The 16674-nt window shown below is 39.7% G+C and carries 16 protein-coding genes and 3 pseudogenes; 12 read left to right on the top strand and 7 right to left on the bottom strand.

Features of this window, described 5'->3' with window-relative positions; all coding sequences use genetic code 11:
• Positions 1-722 precede the first annotated feature (722 nt).
• Complete coding sequence (locus tag NYE43_RS12950; RefSeq protein WP_127696745.1) at positions 723-1892, top strand: MFS transporter; 1170 nt, start codon at positions 723-725, stop codon at positions 1890-1892.
• A gap of 250 nt (positions 1893-2142) precedes the next feature.
• Here the strand turns inward: NYE43_RS12950 and NYE43_RS12945 are convergent.
• Both NYE43_RS12945 and NYE43_RS12940 read right to left on the bottom strand, forming a co-directional pair.
• Positions 2143-2487: pseudogene (locus NYE43_RS12945) on the bottom strand (GNAT family N-acetyltransferase); the annotation flags it as partial.
• 99 nt (positions 2488-2586) lie between these two features.
• A complete protein-coding gene (locus tag NYE43_RS12940) occupies positions 2587-3285 on the bottom strand; it encodes a GNAT family N-acetyltransferase (RefSeq protein ID WP_219620031.1) in 699 nt (232 codons plus the stop codon).
• A gap of 348 nt (positions 3286-3633) precedes the next feature.
• Here NYE43_RS12940 and pdxR point away from each other — a divergent pair, with 348 nt between their 5' ends.
• Both pdxR and NYE43_RS12930 read left to right on the top strand, forming a co-directional pair.
• Positions 3634-5016: a MocR-like pyridoxine biosynthesis transcription factor PdxR gene (gene pdxR, locus NYE43_RS12935; RefSeq protein ID WP_024122193.1), complete on the top strand. Its 1383-nt coding sequence runs from the start codon at positions 3634-3636 to the stop codon at positions 5014-5016.
• Between the two features lie 40 nt (positions 5017-5056).
• A pseudogene (locus NYE43_RS12930) lies at positions 5057-5229 on the top strand (recombinase family protein); the annotation flags it as partial.
• 142 nt (positions 5230-5371) lie between these two features.
• On the opposite strand, the gene NYE43_RS12925 reads toward NYE43_RS12930, so the two are convergent.
• Complete coding sequence (locus NYE43_RS12925; RefSeq protein WP_106020130.1) at positions 5372-6589, bottom strand: MFS transporter; 1218 nt, start codon at positions 6587-6589, stop codon at positions 5372-5374.
• A gap of 143 nt (positions 6590-6732) precedes the next feature.
• On the opposite strand from NYE43_RS12925, the gene NYE43_RS12920 reads away from it, so the two are divergent.
• Positions 6733-7290 (top strand): helix-turn-helix domain-containing protein, encoded by a 558-nt coding sequence (locus NYE43_RS12920; protein ID WP_101861070.1) that lies wholly within the window; start codon positions 6733-6735, stop codon positions 7288-7290.
• A 624-nt stretch (positions 7291-7914) separates the two neighbouring features.
• A pseudogene (locus NYE43_RS21730) lies at positions 7915-8074 on the top strand (recombinase family protein); the annotation flags it as partial.
• A gap of 242 nt (positions 8075-8316) precedes the next feature.
• Here NYE43_RS21730 and sigK read toward each other — a convergent pair.
• The gene (gene sigK / locus NYE43_RS12905) at positions 8317-9045 is read right to left on the bottom strand and encodes an RNA polymerase sporulation sigma factor SigK (RefSeq protein WP_174754429.1); all 729 of its coding nucleotides are present in this window, start codon (positions 9043-9045) and stop codon (positions 8317-8319) included.
• A 176-nt stretch (positions 9046-9221) separates the two neighbouring features.
• On the opposite strand from sigK, the gene NYE43_RS12900 reads away from it, so the two are divergent.
• Complete coding sequence (locus NYE43_RS12900; protein WP_101861068.1) at positions 9222-9647, top strand: NucA/NucB deoxyribonuclease domain-containing protein; 426 nt, start codon at positions 9222-9224, stop codon at positions 9645-9647.
• Positions 9648-9680: 33 nt separating this feature from the next.
• On the opposite strand, the gene NYE43_RS12895 is transcribed toward NYE43_RS12900, so the two are convergent.
• A complete protein-coding gene (locus NYE43_RS12895; RefSeq protein ID WP_185848805.1) occupies positions 9681-10409 on the bottom strand; it encodes a YqeB family protein in 729 nt (242 codons plus the stop codon).
• Positions 10410-10729: 320 nt separating this feature from the next.
• Between NYE43_RS12895 and gnd the strand changes: the two genes are divergently transcribed.
• Complete coding sequence (gene gnd, locus NYE43_RS12890) at positions 10730-11623, top strand: phosphogluconate dehydrogenase (NAD(+)-dependent, decarboxylating) (RefSeq protein WP_101861066.1); 894 nt, start codon at positions 10730-10732, stop codon at positions 11621-11623.
• Between the two features lie 21 nt (positions 11624-11644).
• Here the strand turns inward: gnd and NYE43_RS12885 are convergent, their stop codons facing one another.
• Positions 11645-12271 carry a TVP38/TMEM64 family protein gene (locus NYE43_RS12885; protein ID WP_024122122.1) on the bottom strand — a complete coding sequence of 209 codons (627 nt, stop codon included), beginning with the start codon at positions 12269-12271 and terminating at the stop codon, positions 11645-11647.
• A 194-nt stretch (positions 12272-12465) separates the two neighbouring features.
• Here NYE43_RS12885 and NYE43_RS12880 point away from each other — a divergent pair, with 194 nt between their 5' ends.
• The 3 genes from NYE43_RS12880 (at position 12466) to NYE43_RS12870 (ending at position 14408) form a co-directional block, all read left to right on the top strand.
• On the top strand, positions 12466-13218 hold the full coding sequence (locus tag NYE43_RS12880; protein ID WP_185848806.1) for a peptidoglycan recognition protein family protein: 753 nt from the start codon (positions 12466-12468) through the stop codon (positions 13216-13218).
• A gap of 246 nt (positions 13219-13464) precedes the next feature.
• Entirely contained in the window at positions 13465-14196 is a 732-nt protein-coding gene (locus NYE43_RS12875; protein WP_024122120.1) for an SGNH/GDSL hydrolase family protein, read from the top strand.
• A gap of 77 nt (positions 14197-14273) precedes the next feature.
• Positions 14274-14408 carry a hypothetical protein gene (locus tag NYE43_RS12870; RefSeq protein WP_010335019.1) on the top strand — a complete coding sequence of 45 codons (135 nt, stop codon included), beginning with the start codon at positions 14274-14276 and terminating at the stop codon, positions 14406-14408.
• Positions 14409-14545: 137 nt separating this feature from the next.
• Here the strand turns inward: NYE43_RS12870 and NYE43_RS12865 are convergent, their stop codons facing one another.
• Positions 14546-14686: a sporulation histidine kinase inhibitor Sda gene (locus NYE43_RS12865; RefSeq protein WP_003226124.1), complete on the bottom strand. Its 141-nt coding sequence runs from the start codon at positions 14684-14686 to the stop codon at positions 14546-14548.
• Positions 14687-15047: 361 nt separating this feature from the next.
• Here NYE43_RS12865 and NYE43_RS12860 point away from each other — a divergent pair, with 361 nt between their 5' ends.
• Positions 15048-15566 (top strand): YqeG family HAD IIIA-type phosphatase, encoded by a 519-nt coding sequence (locus tag NYE43_RS12860; RefSeq protein ID WP_003226126.1) that lies wholly within the window; start codon positions 15048-15050, stop codon positions 15564-15566.
• Between the two features lie 2 nt (positions 15567-15568).
• Positions 15569-16669 carry a ribosome biogenesis GTPase YqeH gene (gene yqeH / locus NYE43_RS12855; protein ID WP_185848807.1) on the top strand — a complete coding sequence of 367 codons (1101 nt, stop codon included), beginning with the start codon at positions 15569-15571 and terminating at the stop codon, positions 16667-16669.
• The last annotated feature ends 5 nt before the right edge of the window (positions 16670-16674 follow it).

Raw genomic sequence — 16674 nt, 5'->3', positions numbered from 1 at the left:
AAGAAGGTATGCCTAATCCTGGGTTTGTCACTTGTTTTAGTGTGTGGTTTCGGATCCAACTTAACAGAAAATCAAACTCAAAACACATTTCATATTGCCTCAGATCGTTTTCAAACTTGATAATATTACATTCAACCTCCTTCAGAAATGGAGGTTTTTTTATTTGATATCAACAGAAACAATGGAATCAAATGCGATATAATTAGTATCCCCCCTTTAAATCCTTGAGGAATAACCTTTACTTTTGGGGAGAGAAAAAGGCAATAGGGCACCGCAATTTAAATTTTCGGTGAGACCGCAATAACTTTTTAGTTCTCATGGAAAATCTCTCGATGGTGAATTAAGTGGTTTTGAGGATTAGCTCATTAAAAACTCACTTCGTAGATGAAGACAGTGCTTCAAAAGTGATTTTAAAATTGCTGCAGAACAAGTTATGCATAAAGAGAAAGGTGATCAGACCTTTTATTTCTATTTTGGATGATTGCTGAACTTGTACCCATTTTTGTGCATAAAATATAAAACTGTGTAAAAAGATGTAATGAATGACTTCAAAATTACTTAGGACCTAATGGCCGAAGTAATTGTCCGAGAAAACACTGGTTGTTTCAAACTATCGGTGTTTTTATTTGTCTCATTTTATGGGGGTGTACCACTTACATAAAGTTCTTTTATGCCCCCTAGAGAATATACATGTAAAAATATTTTTTCATATGGGGGATTATATGAAGTTGCAAGGGAGGATAAGTTTAAGCGTTGGTTGGATAACTTTGTTTCTAATGGGTACTGATTTATTTGTGGTATCCCCATTATTACCGTTTATTTCGGAAGTATATAAAGTTAGTGCATCAACCACTGGATGGATGGTAACTGTTTTTGCAGTTACATATGCTTTTTCGGCTCCTTGCTTCGGTTGGCTTTCAGATATCAAAGAACGGAGAACATTGATTACATTTGGCTTATTGCTGTTCGCTATTTCTAATATGCTAACTGCATTTTCTCCTTCATTTTTATGGTTGATTGTTAGCCGTATTTTAGCTGGTTTATCCGTTGCTTCAATCACTCCTTTGATATACGCAATCATTGGAGATACTGCCCCGCCTAACCGAAGAGGAACATGGCTTTCGATTGTTGTCTCAGGACACTTGACGGCTCTTTGGGCAGGAGCGCCAATCGGTACGTTATTAGAGCATTTTCTTGGATGGCGCTCAGTATTTGTTGTAATGGCAATCATAGGAGCCGTATTGGCGGCAGTGAATTTTAAAACATGGGAATCTATTCCTAAAAATGGTTTAACAAGAAACCTGTTAGAAGGAAATCTGCTAAGAATACTTGGTTCTGTAAGTGTTACTACCATTTGGGCGATTTCAATGTATACCCTTTATGTTTATTTAGGTGCAGCTCTTTACTCTAAAAATAAATTCTCGTCATCAGAAATCGCATTAGCTGTTGCTTTTTATGGTGTCGGTGCTGTTTTAGGGAGCCTTACAAGTGGGCAATTAACAGATAAATTTGGAGAAGAGAAAATTTCGAAGGTTACGCTAATTTTGTTAATTTTAATACTCATTTGTTTAGGGATATTCTTCTCATCTGGTGATTGGATTTATTTCTTTCTTTTTATATGGGCTTTAGTTGGGTATGCAGGATTTACATCATACCAAGCAAGATTAGCAGTGGAATATCCAAAAGAACGAGGAATTGTTATGGCATGGAATAATACAGCTCTGTATATTGGTATTACCATTGGTTCAATGATTGGGGGTTATGTCATATCTAATTGGGGATATTCTTCACTTCCATATGTTTGTAGCGTTGCAGCAATCGTAAGTTTTGTGCTTAGTACCCAAAAGGTACAAGAAGCCAAAAAAGATTCAGCTTTTTCAACAGATACATGACCACGGAACAAAGTCTATTTGGGGTTCAGCCGAGATACATGTATAAGGGGTCATAGGATTGTTTTTATTTCCAAATCCTAAAATATCAAAAGTGACATTAGGAAACATGGATTTTTTGCACAAAGCTTAACTTCAAACTAAAAAAGTCAAATTTCCTGTCACGCTAAGCCACTTTTCATTAAAGCCGGATTCCTGTTCAACTAGAGGCTCAGGCTTATGTTCATTACACTCTGATTCTCGTTCGCTTTACTCAGTTATATTTTTCAAGCCGATCTTTGAGATTTGTGCGGACAGCAGGCCATTCCTTGGCAATGATTGAAAAGTAAGCTGTATCCCTAATGCTACCATTACTTGCAGGGAGATGTGCCCTGCGAATGCCTTCAAAAGTAGCACCAAGCCTTTGTATAGCAGAACGTGAACGTATGTTACGAGCGTCAGTTTTCAGTGTGACTCTGATAGTATTCCACGAATCAAATGCATGTGCAAGCATCAGAAGCTTGCACTCTGTATTAACACCAGTACGTTGAAATGGAGCTCCATACCAGGTGCTACCGATTTCTGCCACGGTTGGTGGAGTCAAATCTGTAGGGGAAGTCCCACTTGCAACGCCCGGTGGCCATGAAAAAACTTCGAGAGCAAAAAGCCGCGGATCTGTTTTGAAACATCATAAAAATGGATAAAGTAATTTCTCGTTTCAAAACTGGTTGTCTAGTTTTGAAATTTGATTTCCATATTCATCAAAATTGCTCTCCAAAAGCCACTTTTCGAACCGATTTTTTATATTGGGCCATTCTTTATCAATTATCGAAAACCAAGCTGTATCTCTATTTCTTTGTTTGTATACAAGTGCTTGCCTAAAAGTTCCTTCATATTGAAATCCCAATCTTAGAGCTGCCTTTCTAGAAGGATCGTTTAAACTATCACATTTCCATTCATAACGTCTATAGTGCAGCTCTTCGAATACGTAACGCGCCAGTAGAAACTGTGCTTCAGTAGCAATTCTAGTTTTTTTTAGTCTTTCAGAGTATATTACATGTCCAACTTCCACTGAACTATTTTCGATATTGATCCTCATTAGTGAAAAAGAGCCCAGTGCTACGTTAGTGTCATTGTCAACTATTGCATAGTAAAAAGGATCTTCTGATTTTATTAATTTTGATAAGAAAATTTCGAATTCCTTTTCACTTGTAAATTTTTCGGTTGGCAGATAGGTCCATTGTTTATCGTCACTCTCGGGTCCATAAACATTTTTGTACAGATCATCAAAATGCTTCATTGATACCTTTTCTAACGTACAGTATTTTCCTGCTATTGTGTTTCTTGTTGGAACTAGTGGATGTTGATAGCCCTCAACTGGCTCACCGATTTTTTGTCCAAATTGGTTAATTTGCATACTTAACATATCCTTTCTTAGATCAACCCACGAAGTAGGGAACTTATGCTTGTTAATATTACATTGAATGTTTAATAAGATTGATTTCTCTACTTTTGGGGATTCCATCAGCGTAAGAATTCTCCCAATAAAGTACCTAGTTCAAGAATAATCCAAACAATTTAACCGATCGTATCTGAGTAAAATCAATCCTCTTATTATCTGTACATACTAATTTTATTGGCGGATATTATGCATTTTTTTTATCCCAACTTTCTTTATAAATGATAAAATCATTTTAGAGAATTTCTGTACCTAATAAAAGTGACAGAATTTAAAAAAACAATAGGGACAGATGGAGGGTTAACAGTGGAAATTACCCCATTTTTACATAGGGAGTCGTCTGAGCCGTTATATAGTCAATTGTATCATTGGATTAAGAATGAAATTGAGGAAGGTAGGCTCTTGCCAGGAATGAAGATGCCATCAATTCGTCAGCTAACGGCTCATTTAAAGGTTAGCCGAAACACGGTTGAGACAGCATATCAGCAGCTACAATCAGAGGGATACCTAGAAAGTGTCCCTAAAAGTGGAATATGGGTAGCTGAGATTGAGAAACCTTTACTACATCCGATTGTTGTGGAACATCCTATTAGGTTGGAAAGTAAACAATCAAGCGAGGTCCTTGTGGATTTTAAATATGGAAACATCGATCTGGAGAAGTTTCCCTTGAAGCAGTGGAAAAAATGTCTGTCAGACGCAGTTGATCAAGTATTTCATTATGGAGAAAATCAGGGTGACTTTGCATTGAGGAGAGAGATTTCAAACTATCTGCTTCAATCCAGAGGTGTACGCTCTACACCGGAACAGATTCTTGTAACGGCCGGAACACAAGCCTCCATGGCGTTAATCTGCCGTCTTTTAGCACTTCAGGAAAAAACCGTGGCCATGGAAGAACCCGGTTACAGTGGAGTTCGATCAGTCTTAAAAGACCAAGGATGCCAAATTGAACCAGTGCCTCTTGAGAAGGACGGATTGTCAATGGAGCATATTCAAATGAGCAAGGCAAAAGCAGTGTATTTAACGCCTTCTCACCAATTTCCATTTGGTATGATTATGTCCATATCGAAAAGAATGCGTTTACTAAAATGGGCTTATCAAACTGGGGGATACATTATTGAGGATGATTATGACAGCGAGTTTCGATACAGGGGACAGCCGATTCCTTCACTGAAATCATTGGATGAAGAGGAAAGGGTTATTTATTTAGGTACATTTTCTAAATCATTTCTACCTTCAGCTCGATTAAGTTATATTGTATTTCCATCCTCTCTAATGGTTCAATATTCACGAAAGTTCGCAGCTTACAAGCAATCTGCTTCTCCTATTATTCAGAGGGCTATGGCCATGTTTATGCAATCCGGGGAATTTGAGAGGCATATACGAAGAATGCGCAAGATTTATCAAAGAAAACATCAGACTCTGTTAAGGAGCATTGAACAGTATATGGGCAATCAAGTAAAAATTGTTGGAGAAAAGTCAGGCTTACATATCTTATTGAAACTAAAAGGCGTAACAGCCTTCGAGTTGATCGAAGCTGGTTTCCAAAAAGGTGTCAAAGTATATTCTCCGTCAAGGTTTTGGCTTAATCCAAACCCCGAAAATGATTCCTATATCATGTTGGGATTTGGTGGATTATCAATTGAAGAAATTGAAAATGGAGTAAGATTACTCGCTAGCTGCATCCCATGAAGAGGGAGAACAGTAAGTAATAAACATATTGGCTTAAAGAATGATGGCGATATATGTAGGTATCGACCGAGAAACAAGCGATCAAGGGGTCAAGCATCGACAGCCAGATAGAGGCCTGGCCTGTATAAAGAAAGCAGGGACTAAGGATGTGCTGAAGTATGCCGATGAAGCTTTGGGGAGCTTTTAGAACGTCCGGCTTTGAATTGCTTAAGGATAAGGATGGATTCAAAATTGCCGCATATCGAGTTGGTGCATAACATAGTTTTGAGTAATTTTCCAAATAATAAACCCACCTTCATCTTTACAATAGAAGCTGGGTTTATTATTTCAGGTAGTTTTTAAAGTGTTAAAAATATTACGTGCTTGTTGTTTTCAACTCATTTATTTGAAAATTAGATTCTTTCTTCTTTCTAACTTTTAAAGTTAATAGCATTAATATGATTGAAATAAAAAGTAATAAAAAGAATGCAAAATTATAAGAGTTTGTTATATCTTTTGCAGCCCCAACAAGTATAGGGACAGCGCCACTTATAATGTAACCACCGAATTGAATCATAGCAGTCCATTGACTAGCATCTCTTGGTGTAGTTGTTGCGTCTAAAGGAAGGATCATCGCTATTGGAAATAACCCTCCGGCACCAATCCCAGTCAAAATAGCACTAATAATGGGTGAAATACTTCCAGCTATTAACGTGATTATCCCGATAAAATAACATAAAGCACATAGAATAATCCAAGGTTTTCTATTTGGATTATTATTAATTAAAATAGGGATGATGAAGCTGAAAATCATCTGTATGATTGAAAAAACAGTAGCAGTTGTTGCTGCATATGTGGCACTAAAACCTACTTCTTGTACTTTTGGAGCTAGCCATGTTGCAAAAGAATAATACATGCCAGACTGTAGGCCAAAAATCACCATTAGCAGCCATACATATCGATTTCTCCAAGGTAATTGGTTTTTTTGTTTTACAGACTCCCCTTCTACACTTTTCTTTAGTTTAGATTTTTTAATGATTGGCATCCAAACAATTATTCCAATTCCAGCGAATAAAGCCCATATTGCTAAAGCGATGTTCCAAGAATTATTAAAAGAATGCATAGCGGGCACTACCAACCCAGAACTTAAGGATGCTCCAACGCCCATGCCAGCTGAATAAACACCAATCATTGAAGATGAATATTTAGGAAATTGTTTTTTTATATATCCAGAGATAAGTGGACCGGCTATTGCAATTCCAATTCCGGTAAGTACAGCCGTCATTAATAATAGAAAAGGGAAGGTTGCCATAAAGCGCAACGCTGTTGCTAGTCCAATTAATAAGACTGAAAATGCAATGGTCAATTCAATTCCCCATCGTTGACTAAGCTTTGCAGCCACAGGAGCAAATACCCCCATACAAAAAACTGGGAGGGCTGTAAGTAAACTAACCGAAACATTAGACATTTGTAAGTCTGCCTGAATAGTTTTTAAAACTGGAGAGATTGATGTAATGGAAGCACGTAAGCTCATGGATATAACAAACAAAGAAAAGATGCTCCAAATTATATAAATGTTTCCCTTTTTTTTCATAATTATAAACGCTCCTTTTATGATTTTAGATGATTATTTGATATAATATAGTTAACTTTTTTGTTTGGATGTATACTATAGTTACATCTTTGGTATACTATAATATATTTTGTAGATAGAATCAATGCGAAAGGTGTGAAAAAGTGAAGGAAGAAAATATTGACTTATCCAATCAGGTAGGGATTAAACTTAGAGGAATTCGAAGAAGTAAAAAAATTAGCTTGGAAGAGTTATCTAACTTAAGCAATGTCAGTAAATTAACTCTAGGTAAAATTGAAAGAGGCGAAGCGAACCCAACAATAAATGTCTTATGGAAAATATGTAGAGGATTAAATATTCCATTAGCATCTTTACTAACTTTTGAAGAGGAAATTGAAGTACACCGATTTGTGCCTCCCCATCACTTTGCGGGACAAAATAATGATTGGTTTATCAACCCATTGTTTAAGGCACTTGGCACGGTTGAATGGTATAGAGCATGTATCGATCCAAACAGTGAGTACAGTGAGTCACATTTGGCTGGATCTGAAGAAATCGTACTTGTATTAAATGGTCAATTGGAAATGAAAGTTGGAGAGGAAAAACACCAACTCAACAAGTGGGATGTCATTAAATTTAAAGGTGAAGAGATTCATACGTACATAAACCGTTCAGACGAAAAAGTGTACTTAATGATTTCTTTAACCTATACAAGCCCTTAAGCTCAAACTTTTCAAGAGAGGAATTTTTTGTTTATCACTGGTTATTTTAATACCTACCGTATGAGGATAATCTTAATTCGAAAAGCAAGTTACTTTAAGATCAGGCTACCAATGTGGTAGCTTTTTTATTTACTATAGGGGCAGTATTCTGTTATATACCAGGGTTTCTTCTAATTTTTGCCCTACTTCTGTTTTCTTAAATAGTCCCCTCAACAAAAATTTGTATTGTTGAAATTGCATTAATAACTGGCAATAAAAACGCTACTTCATTTTTAAAATGAGAATAAATCTTTGTAAACGATAATAAGCTAATTTTGATTTAAGGCTTTGATTAGAAAATAAAATCTCTCCTATTGAGGATCTAAGGAGTGTAGAAATGTCTCAACAAAACATCGATTGTTTCAAATTATCGGTGTTTTTTATTTTCTGCATATACATTGAAACGTTTAATAACACTGTAGTTTAATTTAAAATCTCCTCATTTGGACAAACAGCTGTTACATAGCATTACCCAAGGGGTGATGCATTTTATGAAGGTAATAATCATCGAGGGACCGCAAGCTGACAAATGCATTAACGATTGCTATCAATATTTAATAAAACGTTATAGGAAGAAGATCCAGGGTGATAGCAATATATGTAAGGGTATCAACCGAGGAACAAGCGATCAAGGGATCGAGGAATCGAGTATTGACAGCCAGATCGAGGACTGCATAAGAAAGCAGGGACTAAGGATGTGCTGAGGCATGAACGATTTTCTGACGAGCTTTTAGAACGTCCGACTTAGAATCGCTTGAGGGAGAATGCGAGTAAAGGACTAAAGTTTGCTAAGGTCCTGACCGTCTTTCTCGGAAATGATAATTGAGCTTATCAGTGCTGACGAGTTGAGAGAGTGAGACAAGCGGTTAGCTGGAAGCATTTTCATACCTCTATCGTATATTCTGTCTCCATTAGTTTCGAAAGTTTTAAAAGAAGCATGTAAATGAATAAGAGAAAGCCGGCATATTAGATCCGGCTTCTTCTGCATTATTTCCCCTTCGCTTTCTTCCGCTTTTCCTTTTCCGCCCGGTAGAACTCATGGAACATCTTCATCAGCGCCCGTTTCTCAATCCGTGATACATAGCTGCGCGAAATACCGAGTTCTTTGGCAATCTCACGCTGCGTTTTTTCCTTCTTTAAATCAAGCCCAAACCGCCCGACAATCACTTCTTTCTCACGGTCATCTAAAATGTCAATGTATTGCTTCACTTTTTCAAGCTCCATATTGAGCTGGATCGTATCAATCACGTCTTCATTTTCTGATTTCAGGACATCGATCAGGCTTATTTCATTCCCTTCTTTATCCTGCCCGATCGGATCATGAAGGGACACATCTTTTTTTGTTTTTTTCAATGCTCGCAAATGCATGAGGATTTCATTTTCAATACACCGCGCAGCATACGTCGCCAGTTTTGTCCCTTTTCCGGCGGAATAGCTTTCAATTCCTTTGATCAGCCCGATTGTTCCGATGGAGATTAAGTCCTCTGCGTCTTCACCTGTATTTTCAAACTTTTTTACAATATGGGCGACCAAGCGAAGATTATGCTCAATCAGCATGTTTCTGGCATGTTCATCCCCTTTAGCCATGAGCTCTAAGTATTTTTTTTCGTCGCTGCTTGAGAGCGGTTGTGGAAAGGCATTGTTTTTCACGTAAGATACTAAAAAGACAAGCTCTTTAACTACAAAACCGAGCGCTGCGAAAACACCTGTCACCATCGTCACCTCCACATGATTATGTAGGCAAAAGCCTATATGTCAATGTATGTGATCGGAAGGCTGTCTGTGTCTGTACCGGGAAATTTCTCAATGGGGAGCTTAGGTTTTGTTTTTTAAAATAATCTTTACGCTGCCCCCATACATTTAAATGAACGAAACTGTATGGGGGGATGAGGATGAAAAGATGGATGGCAATGCTTCTTCTGGCGGCAGCAGTTTTTCTTTGTTTGTTGGGAAAGGATATGACGGCTCCGCAACAGGCCAAGGGGGCTGCTTTATATGACAAAATTTTATACTTTCCGTTGTCTCGTTATCCGGAAACCGGGGATCATATAAGAGATGCAATTGCCGAAGGACATTCTGATATATGTACAATTGATCGTGGTGGAGCGGACAAAAGGCGGGAGGAATCATTAAAAGGAATTCCAACGAAGCCTGGCTACGATCGGGATGAATGGCCGATGGCAGTTTGTGAAGAAGGAGGCGCCGGAGCCGATGTCCGATATGTAACGCCTTCTGATAATCGCGGCGCCGGTTCATGGGTAGGAAATCAAATGAGCAGTTATCCAGATGGCACCAAAGTGTTGTTTATTGTTCAGTGATAAAAGAAGAGGCTCAATTCTGAGCCTCTTTTGCTATGATCCTATTTTGCCGCTAGGCTGATTCTCCTGAGGAGGATACGATTCTGTTTCTCGCCAATACTGGCGTGTTCCTTCTTCACGTACAACAATTCCGATCTTTGCGAGTTCAAGACGGAAATCTTCAATGTCGTCTGTTTCCTCTTCTTTCAGTGCTTTCTGACGAGCCTTCAATATAGCATGAGCGCTTGGAGAGAGATCGGGTGATTCAGGTACCCATCGTCTAAATTTATCTTTAAACGGGTCTCCTTCAGCCGACCACACGTAATGGTGCTTTTTAAAGGCCTGTTCAATGATTTTAGGTTTTTCATCTATTTCTTCACGTGCCAGTTCATATCCGTCTGTTCCTAAGAGGACAAGCCGTTTATGATCAATAAATACCAGAGCAATGTCTCCGGAGTTGATCGTTTGAACATGCTTGCCTTTCATTAATTCCACGGAGTCGTCTGTAATCTGTACAGTTAATAGCAATTTCATGATTGAATGAGCGAACCATATACCGGCAATCAGGCCAAGCAGCGCGGTGATAAACTTAACCGGTGATCCGTGAAAAGAGGCAACAAGCCGAAGAGGGCCTTCTAATGGAGTCCACGGCAGGGATAATGCCCATTTCGCAAGCTGATGAAAAAAATAACCAATGAGAAGACCGATGATTGCAAGTGTACCGTATAATAAACATTTCGCGGTTTTCGTAATTCCAATTATAGTTTGTGTTTGATCCGGCAAGTTGTCACCTTCTTAGCTAGAAATAAGTTGAATTCCCTTTCCATATTTTAACTTAAATAGAGAGGAAATCAAGAATGTTTCCGCTATTTTTGCTGTCATGCATGAAGCCGCCAAATGATTATCAAGCCTTCTTTATGATAAAGATCATACAGAAACAATATGACACGGAGCAGTAAGTTACTGGGGATAAAAGGAATTACCCTTGCTGATCGCGGCCCGCTTTTGTTTTTTATTTGAGAAAACAGGACGTATCACATAGCAGTTCACAGGGAACATAAAGAGTAATGGCTTTAGAGTTTAGACAACCAGGAGGAACTCACATGAAAATAGGATTGATCGGCTTAGGGAAAATGGGCATAAACATAGGAAAGCAATTGATCGACCGCAATCATCAAGCAATCGGTTATGACGTGAATCAAGCGGCTGTTGATGAACTGATATCTTATGGGGCTGAGGGGACAACAAATATAAAAGAATTGATTTCATTATTAGATACGCCGCGAATTTTGTGGGTGATGGTGCCGCATGACGTTGTGGATGCTGTACTGAGTGATGTGGCACCGTTATTAAACGAAGGGGATATTATCATTGAGGCTGGAAATTCTCATTATAAAGAATCGATCCGGCGGTACAATCAAATGAAAGAAGCCGGTCTTCATTATCTCGACGCCGGAACTTCCGGCGGTATGGAGGGAGCGCGTCACGGGGCTTGTTATATGGTTGGAGGAGACCCGGAAGCATGGCGTATCGCGGAGCCGCTGTTTCGGGATACTGCTGTTGAAAATGGATATTTATATGCCGGAGAAGCGGGCAGCGGCCACTTTTTGAAAATGATTCATAATGGCATTGAGTACGGAATGATGGCTGCCATTGGTGAAGGATTTGAAGTGCTGGAAAACAGTCCGTTTGAATTTGACTATGAGAAAGTCGCAAGGGTATGGAATCATGGCTCTGTCATAAGGTCGTGGCTTATGGGGCTGACTGAGCGAGCTTTTTCTAAAGACGCGAGGCTCGATCAGATCAAAGGCGTCATGCATTCCTCAGGGGAAGGGAAATGGACAGTGGAAACGGCACTAGATCTGCAGACAGCAGCTCCGGTGATCGCGATGTCGCTCTTGATGAGATACCGTTCTTTAACAGACGATACGTTTACAGGAAAGGTCGTTGCTGCGCTCCGTAATGAATTTGGAGGACATGCAACAGAAAAAAAGTAAGGGGGGCAAAGCGGGACGCCCTTATTTTTTTGACGCTTTCACCAGATGAGGAAACTTTATATATATGATTAGCATCAGGATCAGAACGTAGGCCCCGTAAATACTGAAAGATAATAATTTGTTGCTGGAGAAATTGGCGCCGGCAATGGTAACAACTAAAATGTTCGGAATTTTTCCTATTAAAGAGGCGAAGAAAAAAACATGCCACCGAACACTGCTTAGTCCGCATACAACGTTCATGACTAGAGAAGGGATAACAGGGATAAGCCTTCCCAATAAAACTGCAGTAAACGCATTTTTATCGAATGAAGCCTCGTAGCCTTGTATAGCAGGATAAGCTTTTATTTTTTTTCTGGCCCAATCTCGAAAGCTGTACCTCGCGAGAAAAAACAGCAATATCGTACCGAGCATTGAACCGGCCAGTGTAATCCAAACACCATTTGCAATTCCGAACACAGCGCCATTTAAAGCTGCAATGATTGCAAACGGCACAATCGGGAAAAAGACGTCGGCGGCTATCAGCAGCATACTACATAAAACGGAGATCAATCCGCCTGCTTTTATAGCATCAAGCCAAGCTTCTTTCTGATAGAATCCGACTGCAATAACGGCGATGATCAAGATTATACCTAAAGTCTTTTTTAACATATCAATTATCCACTCCCAACACTTGTGGCGATGTCAGGAGGCAGAATCTCCGGCATCTACGTTAGTATAACTTGTACCGTTTCGGTGGTTCAACTGTCATACGAGTGGGGGGAAATACAATTCTTTTTTATCTAGTAAAATAGGCTGTCCATTTCTCTTGTTGCTGCATTCTTTAATAGTAGGGAGGGATAGAAATGGTAGCGATAAAAAAGGATTTTATACCAAAATCAAACGATAACCGTCCCGGCTATGCGATGACACCTGCCTATATTACGGTGCACAATACAGCAAATACCGCCAAAGGTGCCGATGCGAAAATGCACGCTGATTATGTGAAAAACCCAAGTACATCTGTCAGCTGGCATTTTACAGTAGACGATTCAGACATCTATCAGCATCTTCCTCTTACTGAAAACGGGTGGCATGCTGGCGACGGCACCAATGGGACAGGGAATCGCAAATCAATCGGGATTGAAATCTGTGAAAATGCAGACGGCGATTTTGACAAAGCAGTAGCTAATGCGCAGTGGCTGATCAAAAAATTAATGAAGGATCACAATATTTCGCTGGATCGTGTTGTTCCCCACAAAAAATGGTCTGGAAAAGAATGTCCCCGCAAACTCTTACATCAATGGAGTGCTTTCAAAAACGGAATTTCTTCCTCTGATACGCCATTTGAAGAATCACCCAAATCTTATCCTCTGCCTTCAGGAGTAATAAAACTCACTGCGCCTTATAGAAAAGGCACTAAAGTTCTTCAGCTGCAAAAGGCTTTAGCCGCCTTTCATTTTTACCCCGATAAAGGCGCGAAGAATAACGGTATTGACGGCATTTATGGACCGAAAACAGCAAATGCCGTGAAACGTTTTCAGCTGATGAATGGATTAAAAGCTGATGGTATATACGGACCAAAAACAAAGGCCAAGCTTAAAGCGAAATTAAAATAAATGCAGAGGTAATCAGTAGCCTGTTTCCTCTGGCGGAAACAGGTTATTGCATTCAACTCTCTGAAGTGTTTTTTCGCAGAAAAAGACGGGAACTGAAATAGATATCTCACCCCTTACTGGAAACAGAATGATTTTAGTCGAGAGGGACACGTTAACAATAGAGAGAACGCTATAACGAAAAAACTCTGCGTTGAATGAAACAGAACAGAGGTATAACATAAAGATGAAGCTTTTGGGGGTGTAAAGATGAAGTATATATTCATCCTTTTCCTTCTGCTGTTCGTTACAGCAGGATGTGAAGGAAAGGGATACGAAGACGTGGTAGCATTTGGTGACAGCAATACACGCGGCTCTAATTGGGATTATCGTGACTATCCAAAAGCGCAGCAGTGGGTCAATATATTAAAAACAGCTGAACGCGGGAATCTTGATATCCTCAACGCAGGAATTGGAGGACAAACGACTGAAGATGCCCGTTTACGGTTTCAAACAGATGTACTCGATCAAAAACCTAAGCATCTTTTTATTATGTTTGGCACTAATGACGCTGGGATTCTGGCTGAAGGAAAGCCAAGAGTGTCAAAGCTGCGTTTCAGAGAGAATCTGGTGTACTTTATAAAAGAAAGCAGAAAACACGGCATCAAGCCTGTTTTAATGACGTGTATCCCTATTATTGAAGGAAACGGGAAGCATCACCTCTTTTACTATTCCAGGTATAAAGCGGCTGCTTTTGAATCAAAAGGCGGGGCGAGAAAGTGGCATAACTCATACAATGATATTACAAGAGATGTCGCGAAACATATGAATGTGCCTCTCGTAGACAACTGGAAGCACTTTATAGAAGCAGACGGCGGAAAAGCTACTGATGAAGCACTTATCCAATCCGGCTTGATAGATCCTTCTGGCAATCATATGACACCTAAAGGGGCAAGGGTTGTTTATGAAGGAATACAAGATGGGCAGGTCCTGAAGCGCTGAACCGGACAAAGGCCTAAAATGTTTTATTTCTCCTACATAGGCTGTTATAGAAACATTTTTAAGGAGGCGCGCTTCACATGTACAGCGGTTATTTATACACGTATCCTTTCGGCGGCTGGCCATATGGCGCAAGCAGAGCATACGGATACGCTTTTATCGTTGTTTTGATTGTTGTTCTCCTGATTGTGGGCGGAGTGTATTGGTTCACATGAAATCCAGCCCTGGAAACACCTCTTTTTAGGGGTGTTTTTTGCTGAAAACAGTAGTAAAGCGCGTAACTGAAGTGATATAATATCAGTCATCTGAGTAAAAAAAGGAAATACGCCCGGAAAAAATAGACAAATTCCTATTAAGAAGATACGGAAATAATATGTCCGAGCGATCTTCTTTTTATTTCGTTTTCGATTAACTCGATAAAGTCACGGTTTAAATTCATTTCGGTGGCTTTGAAATAAGATTCTATTAATAATTCATCAGACAATTTTCTCATGCTAGGAACCCAATTAATGGGAGAGACACCTCCTTCATAGTTGGAATCATTCATGACTTTGTGACATACATTTATAGGTTGCGTTCATCTGAAGCTGAAGATTATCTTTAATCTACCATGAATTGCATATAAGAACAATCGTTCTGTTATCCACACCAAAAAGTGGATAACTTGTGAGTATCGTGTTTATAATTTGTCTAAAGAGTGATGTAATAAGAGTGGATAGTGTGTGTAAATTTATCCACACCTGGTGAAGAAACCCAATTTTTGTCGAAATTTTTTTGCTCAGTTTTTCTTTAAGCGCAAGTTCGATTTTTTTCGACATGAATTTTAAGAGAAAGAAAAGGGAAGGGTGCGGGTTTTGTTAAAAAAGTTTTTTTTACCTGACGAGTTTGTTAAAAATATTTTTCATATTACACCTGAAAAATTAAAGGAACGAAATGTAAAAGGAATTATCACTGACCTGGATAATACACTTGTTGAATGGGACAGACCAAACGCAACACCGCGATTGATCGAGTGGTTTGAAGAAATGAAAGAGCACGGCATTAAAGTGACGATTGTCTCTAATAATAATGAGCGAAGAGTAAAACTTTTCTCGGAACCGCTCGGCATACCATTCATCTATAAAGCAAGAAAACCGATGGGCAAAGCCTTTAATAGAGCAGTGCGCAATATGGAGCTGAAAAAAGAGGACTGTGTTGTCATCGGAGACCAGCTGCTGACTGATGTACTCGGCGGGAACCGTAACGGCTACCATACGATCCTGGTCGTGCCTGTCGCTTCCTCGGATGGCTTTATTACGCGCTTTAACCGCCAGGTCGAACGCAGAATACTGAGTGCTCTCAAACGAAAAGGGCACATTCAGTGGGAGGAGTAAGAATGGAAAAGGTTGTTTGTATCGGCTGCGGAGTCACAATCCAAACCGAAGACAAAAATGGTCTGGGATACGCGCCGCCGGCTTCGCTTTCTAAAGAAAGTGTGATTTGCCAGCGCTGCTTCAGACTGAAAAACTACAATGAAATACAAGACGTTTCCTTAACGGATGATGACTTTTTAAACATCCTTCATGGAATTGGAGAAACGGATTCTCTCGTTGTTAAAATTGTTGATATTTTCGATTTTAACGGCAGCTGGATTAATGGATTGCAGCGCTTAGTCGGAGGCAATCCTATATTGTTAGTCGGAAACAAGGCGGATATTCTGCCTAAATCGCTCAAAAGAGAACGGCTGATCCAGTGGATGAAGCGCGAGGCGAAAGAGCTTGGCTTAAAACCGATTGACGTATTTTTGGTCAGTGCGGGACGCGGCCAGGGAATCAGAGAAGTCATTGATGCGATTGAGCATTACCGTAACGGCAAGGATGTTTACGTTGTCGGCTGTACCAATGTAGGGAAATCAACGTTCATTAACCGGATTATCAAGGAAGTGTCGGGTGAAGACAACATTATCACGACATCCCAATTCCCGGGCACAACTCTTGATGCTATTGAAATTCCGTTAGATGACGGCTCTGCGCTTTATGATACACCGGGAATCATCAATCACCATCAAATGGCGCACTATGTAAACAAAAAGGATTTAAAAGTGCTTTCGCCCAAAAAGGAACTGAAGCCGCGCACATTCCAGCTAAACGATCAGCAAACGCTGTATTTCGGCGGACTGGCAAGGTTTGATTATGTTTCAGGTGAAAGAGCTGCCTTTGTCTGCTATATGCCAAATGAATTAATGATTCACAGAACGAAACTGGAAAATGCAGACGCGCTTTATGAAAAGCACGCAGGAGAATTGCTCATACCGCCGGGAAAAGATGATATGGATGAGTTTCCAGAGCTGGTTGCCCATACGTTTACGATGAAAGAGCAAAAGACAGATATCGTTTTCTCTGGGTTAGGCTGGGTAACGGTGCATGACGCGAATAAAAAAATAACGGCTTATGCGCCAAAAGGCGTTCACGTATTTGTTCGGCGCTCATTAATTTAACAAAA

This window comes from Bacillus sp. FSL R5-0434 (assembly GCF_038004745.1).
In the GTDB taxonomy this organism is placed as follows: Bacteria; Bacillota; Bacilli; order Bacillales; family Bacillaceae; genus Bacillus; species Bacillus halotolerans.
This window is presented reverse-complemented; position numbering and strand designations above follow the sequence as displayed.

What these genes read in the sequence shown, in the direction of transcription:
- NYE43_RS12950 (WP_127696745.1), top strand. Translation starts at nt 723, where the DNA reads ATGAAGTTGCAAGGGAGGATAAGTTTAAGCGTTGGTTGGATAACTTTG.
- NYE43_RS12940 (WP_219620031.1), bottom strand. Translation starts at nt 3,285, where the DNA reads ATGCAAATTAACCAATTTGGACAAAAAATCGGTGAGCCAGTTGAGGGC.
- NYE43_RS12925 (WP_106020130.1), bottom strand. Translation starts at nt 6,589, where the DNA reads ATGAAAAAAAAGGGAAACATTTATATAATTTGGAGCATCTTTTCTTTG.
- sigK (WP_174754429.1), bottom strand. Translation starts at nt 9,045, where the DNA reads ATGGTGACAGGTGTTTTCGCAGCGCTCGGTTTTGTAGTTAAAGAGCTT.
- NYE43_RS12900 (WP_101861068.1), top strand. Translation starts at nt 9,222, where the DNA reads ATGAAAAGATGGATGGCAATGCTTCTTCTGGCGGCAGCAGTTTTTCTT.
- gnd (WP_101861066.1), top strand. Translation starts at nt 10,730, where the DNA reads ATGAAAATAGGATTGATCGGCTTAGGGAAAATGGGCATAAACATAGGA.
- NYE43_RS12885 (WP_024122122.1), bottom strand. Translation starts at nt 12,271, where the DNA reads ATGTTAAAAAAGACTTTAGGTATAATCTTGATCATCGCCGTTATTGCA.
- NYE43_RS12880 (WP_185848806.1), top strand. Translation starts at nt 12,466, where the DNA reads ATGGTAGCGATAAAAAAGGATTTTATACCAAAATCAAACGATAACCGT.
- NYE43_RS12875 (WP_024122120.1), top strand. Translation starts at nt 13,465, where the DNA reads ATGAAGTATATATTCATCCTTTTCCTTCTGCTGTTCGTTACAGCAGGA.
- NYE43_RS12870 (WP_010335019.1), top strand. Translation starts at nt 14,274, where the DNA reads ATGTACAGCGGTTATTTATACACGTATCCTTTCGGCGGCTGGCCATAT.
- NYE43_RS12865 (WP_003226124.1), bottom strand. Translation starts at nt 14,686, where the DNA reads ATGAGAAAATTGTCTGATGAATTATTAATAGAATCTTATTTCAAAGCC.
- yqeH (WP_185848807.1), top strand. Translation starts at nt 15,569, where the DNA reads ATGGAAAAGGTTGTTTGTATCGGCTGCGGAGTCACAATCCAAACCGAA.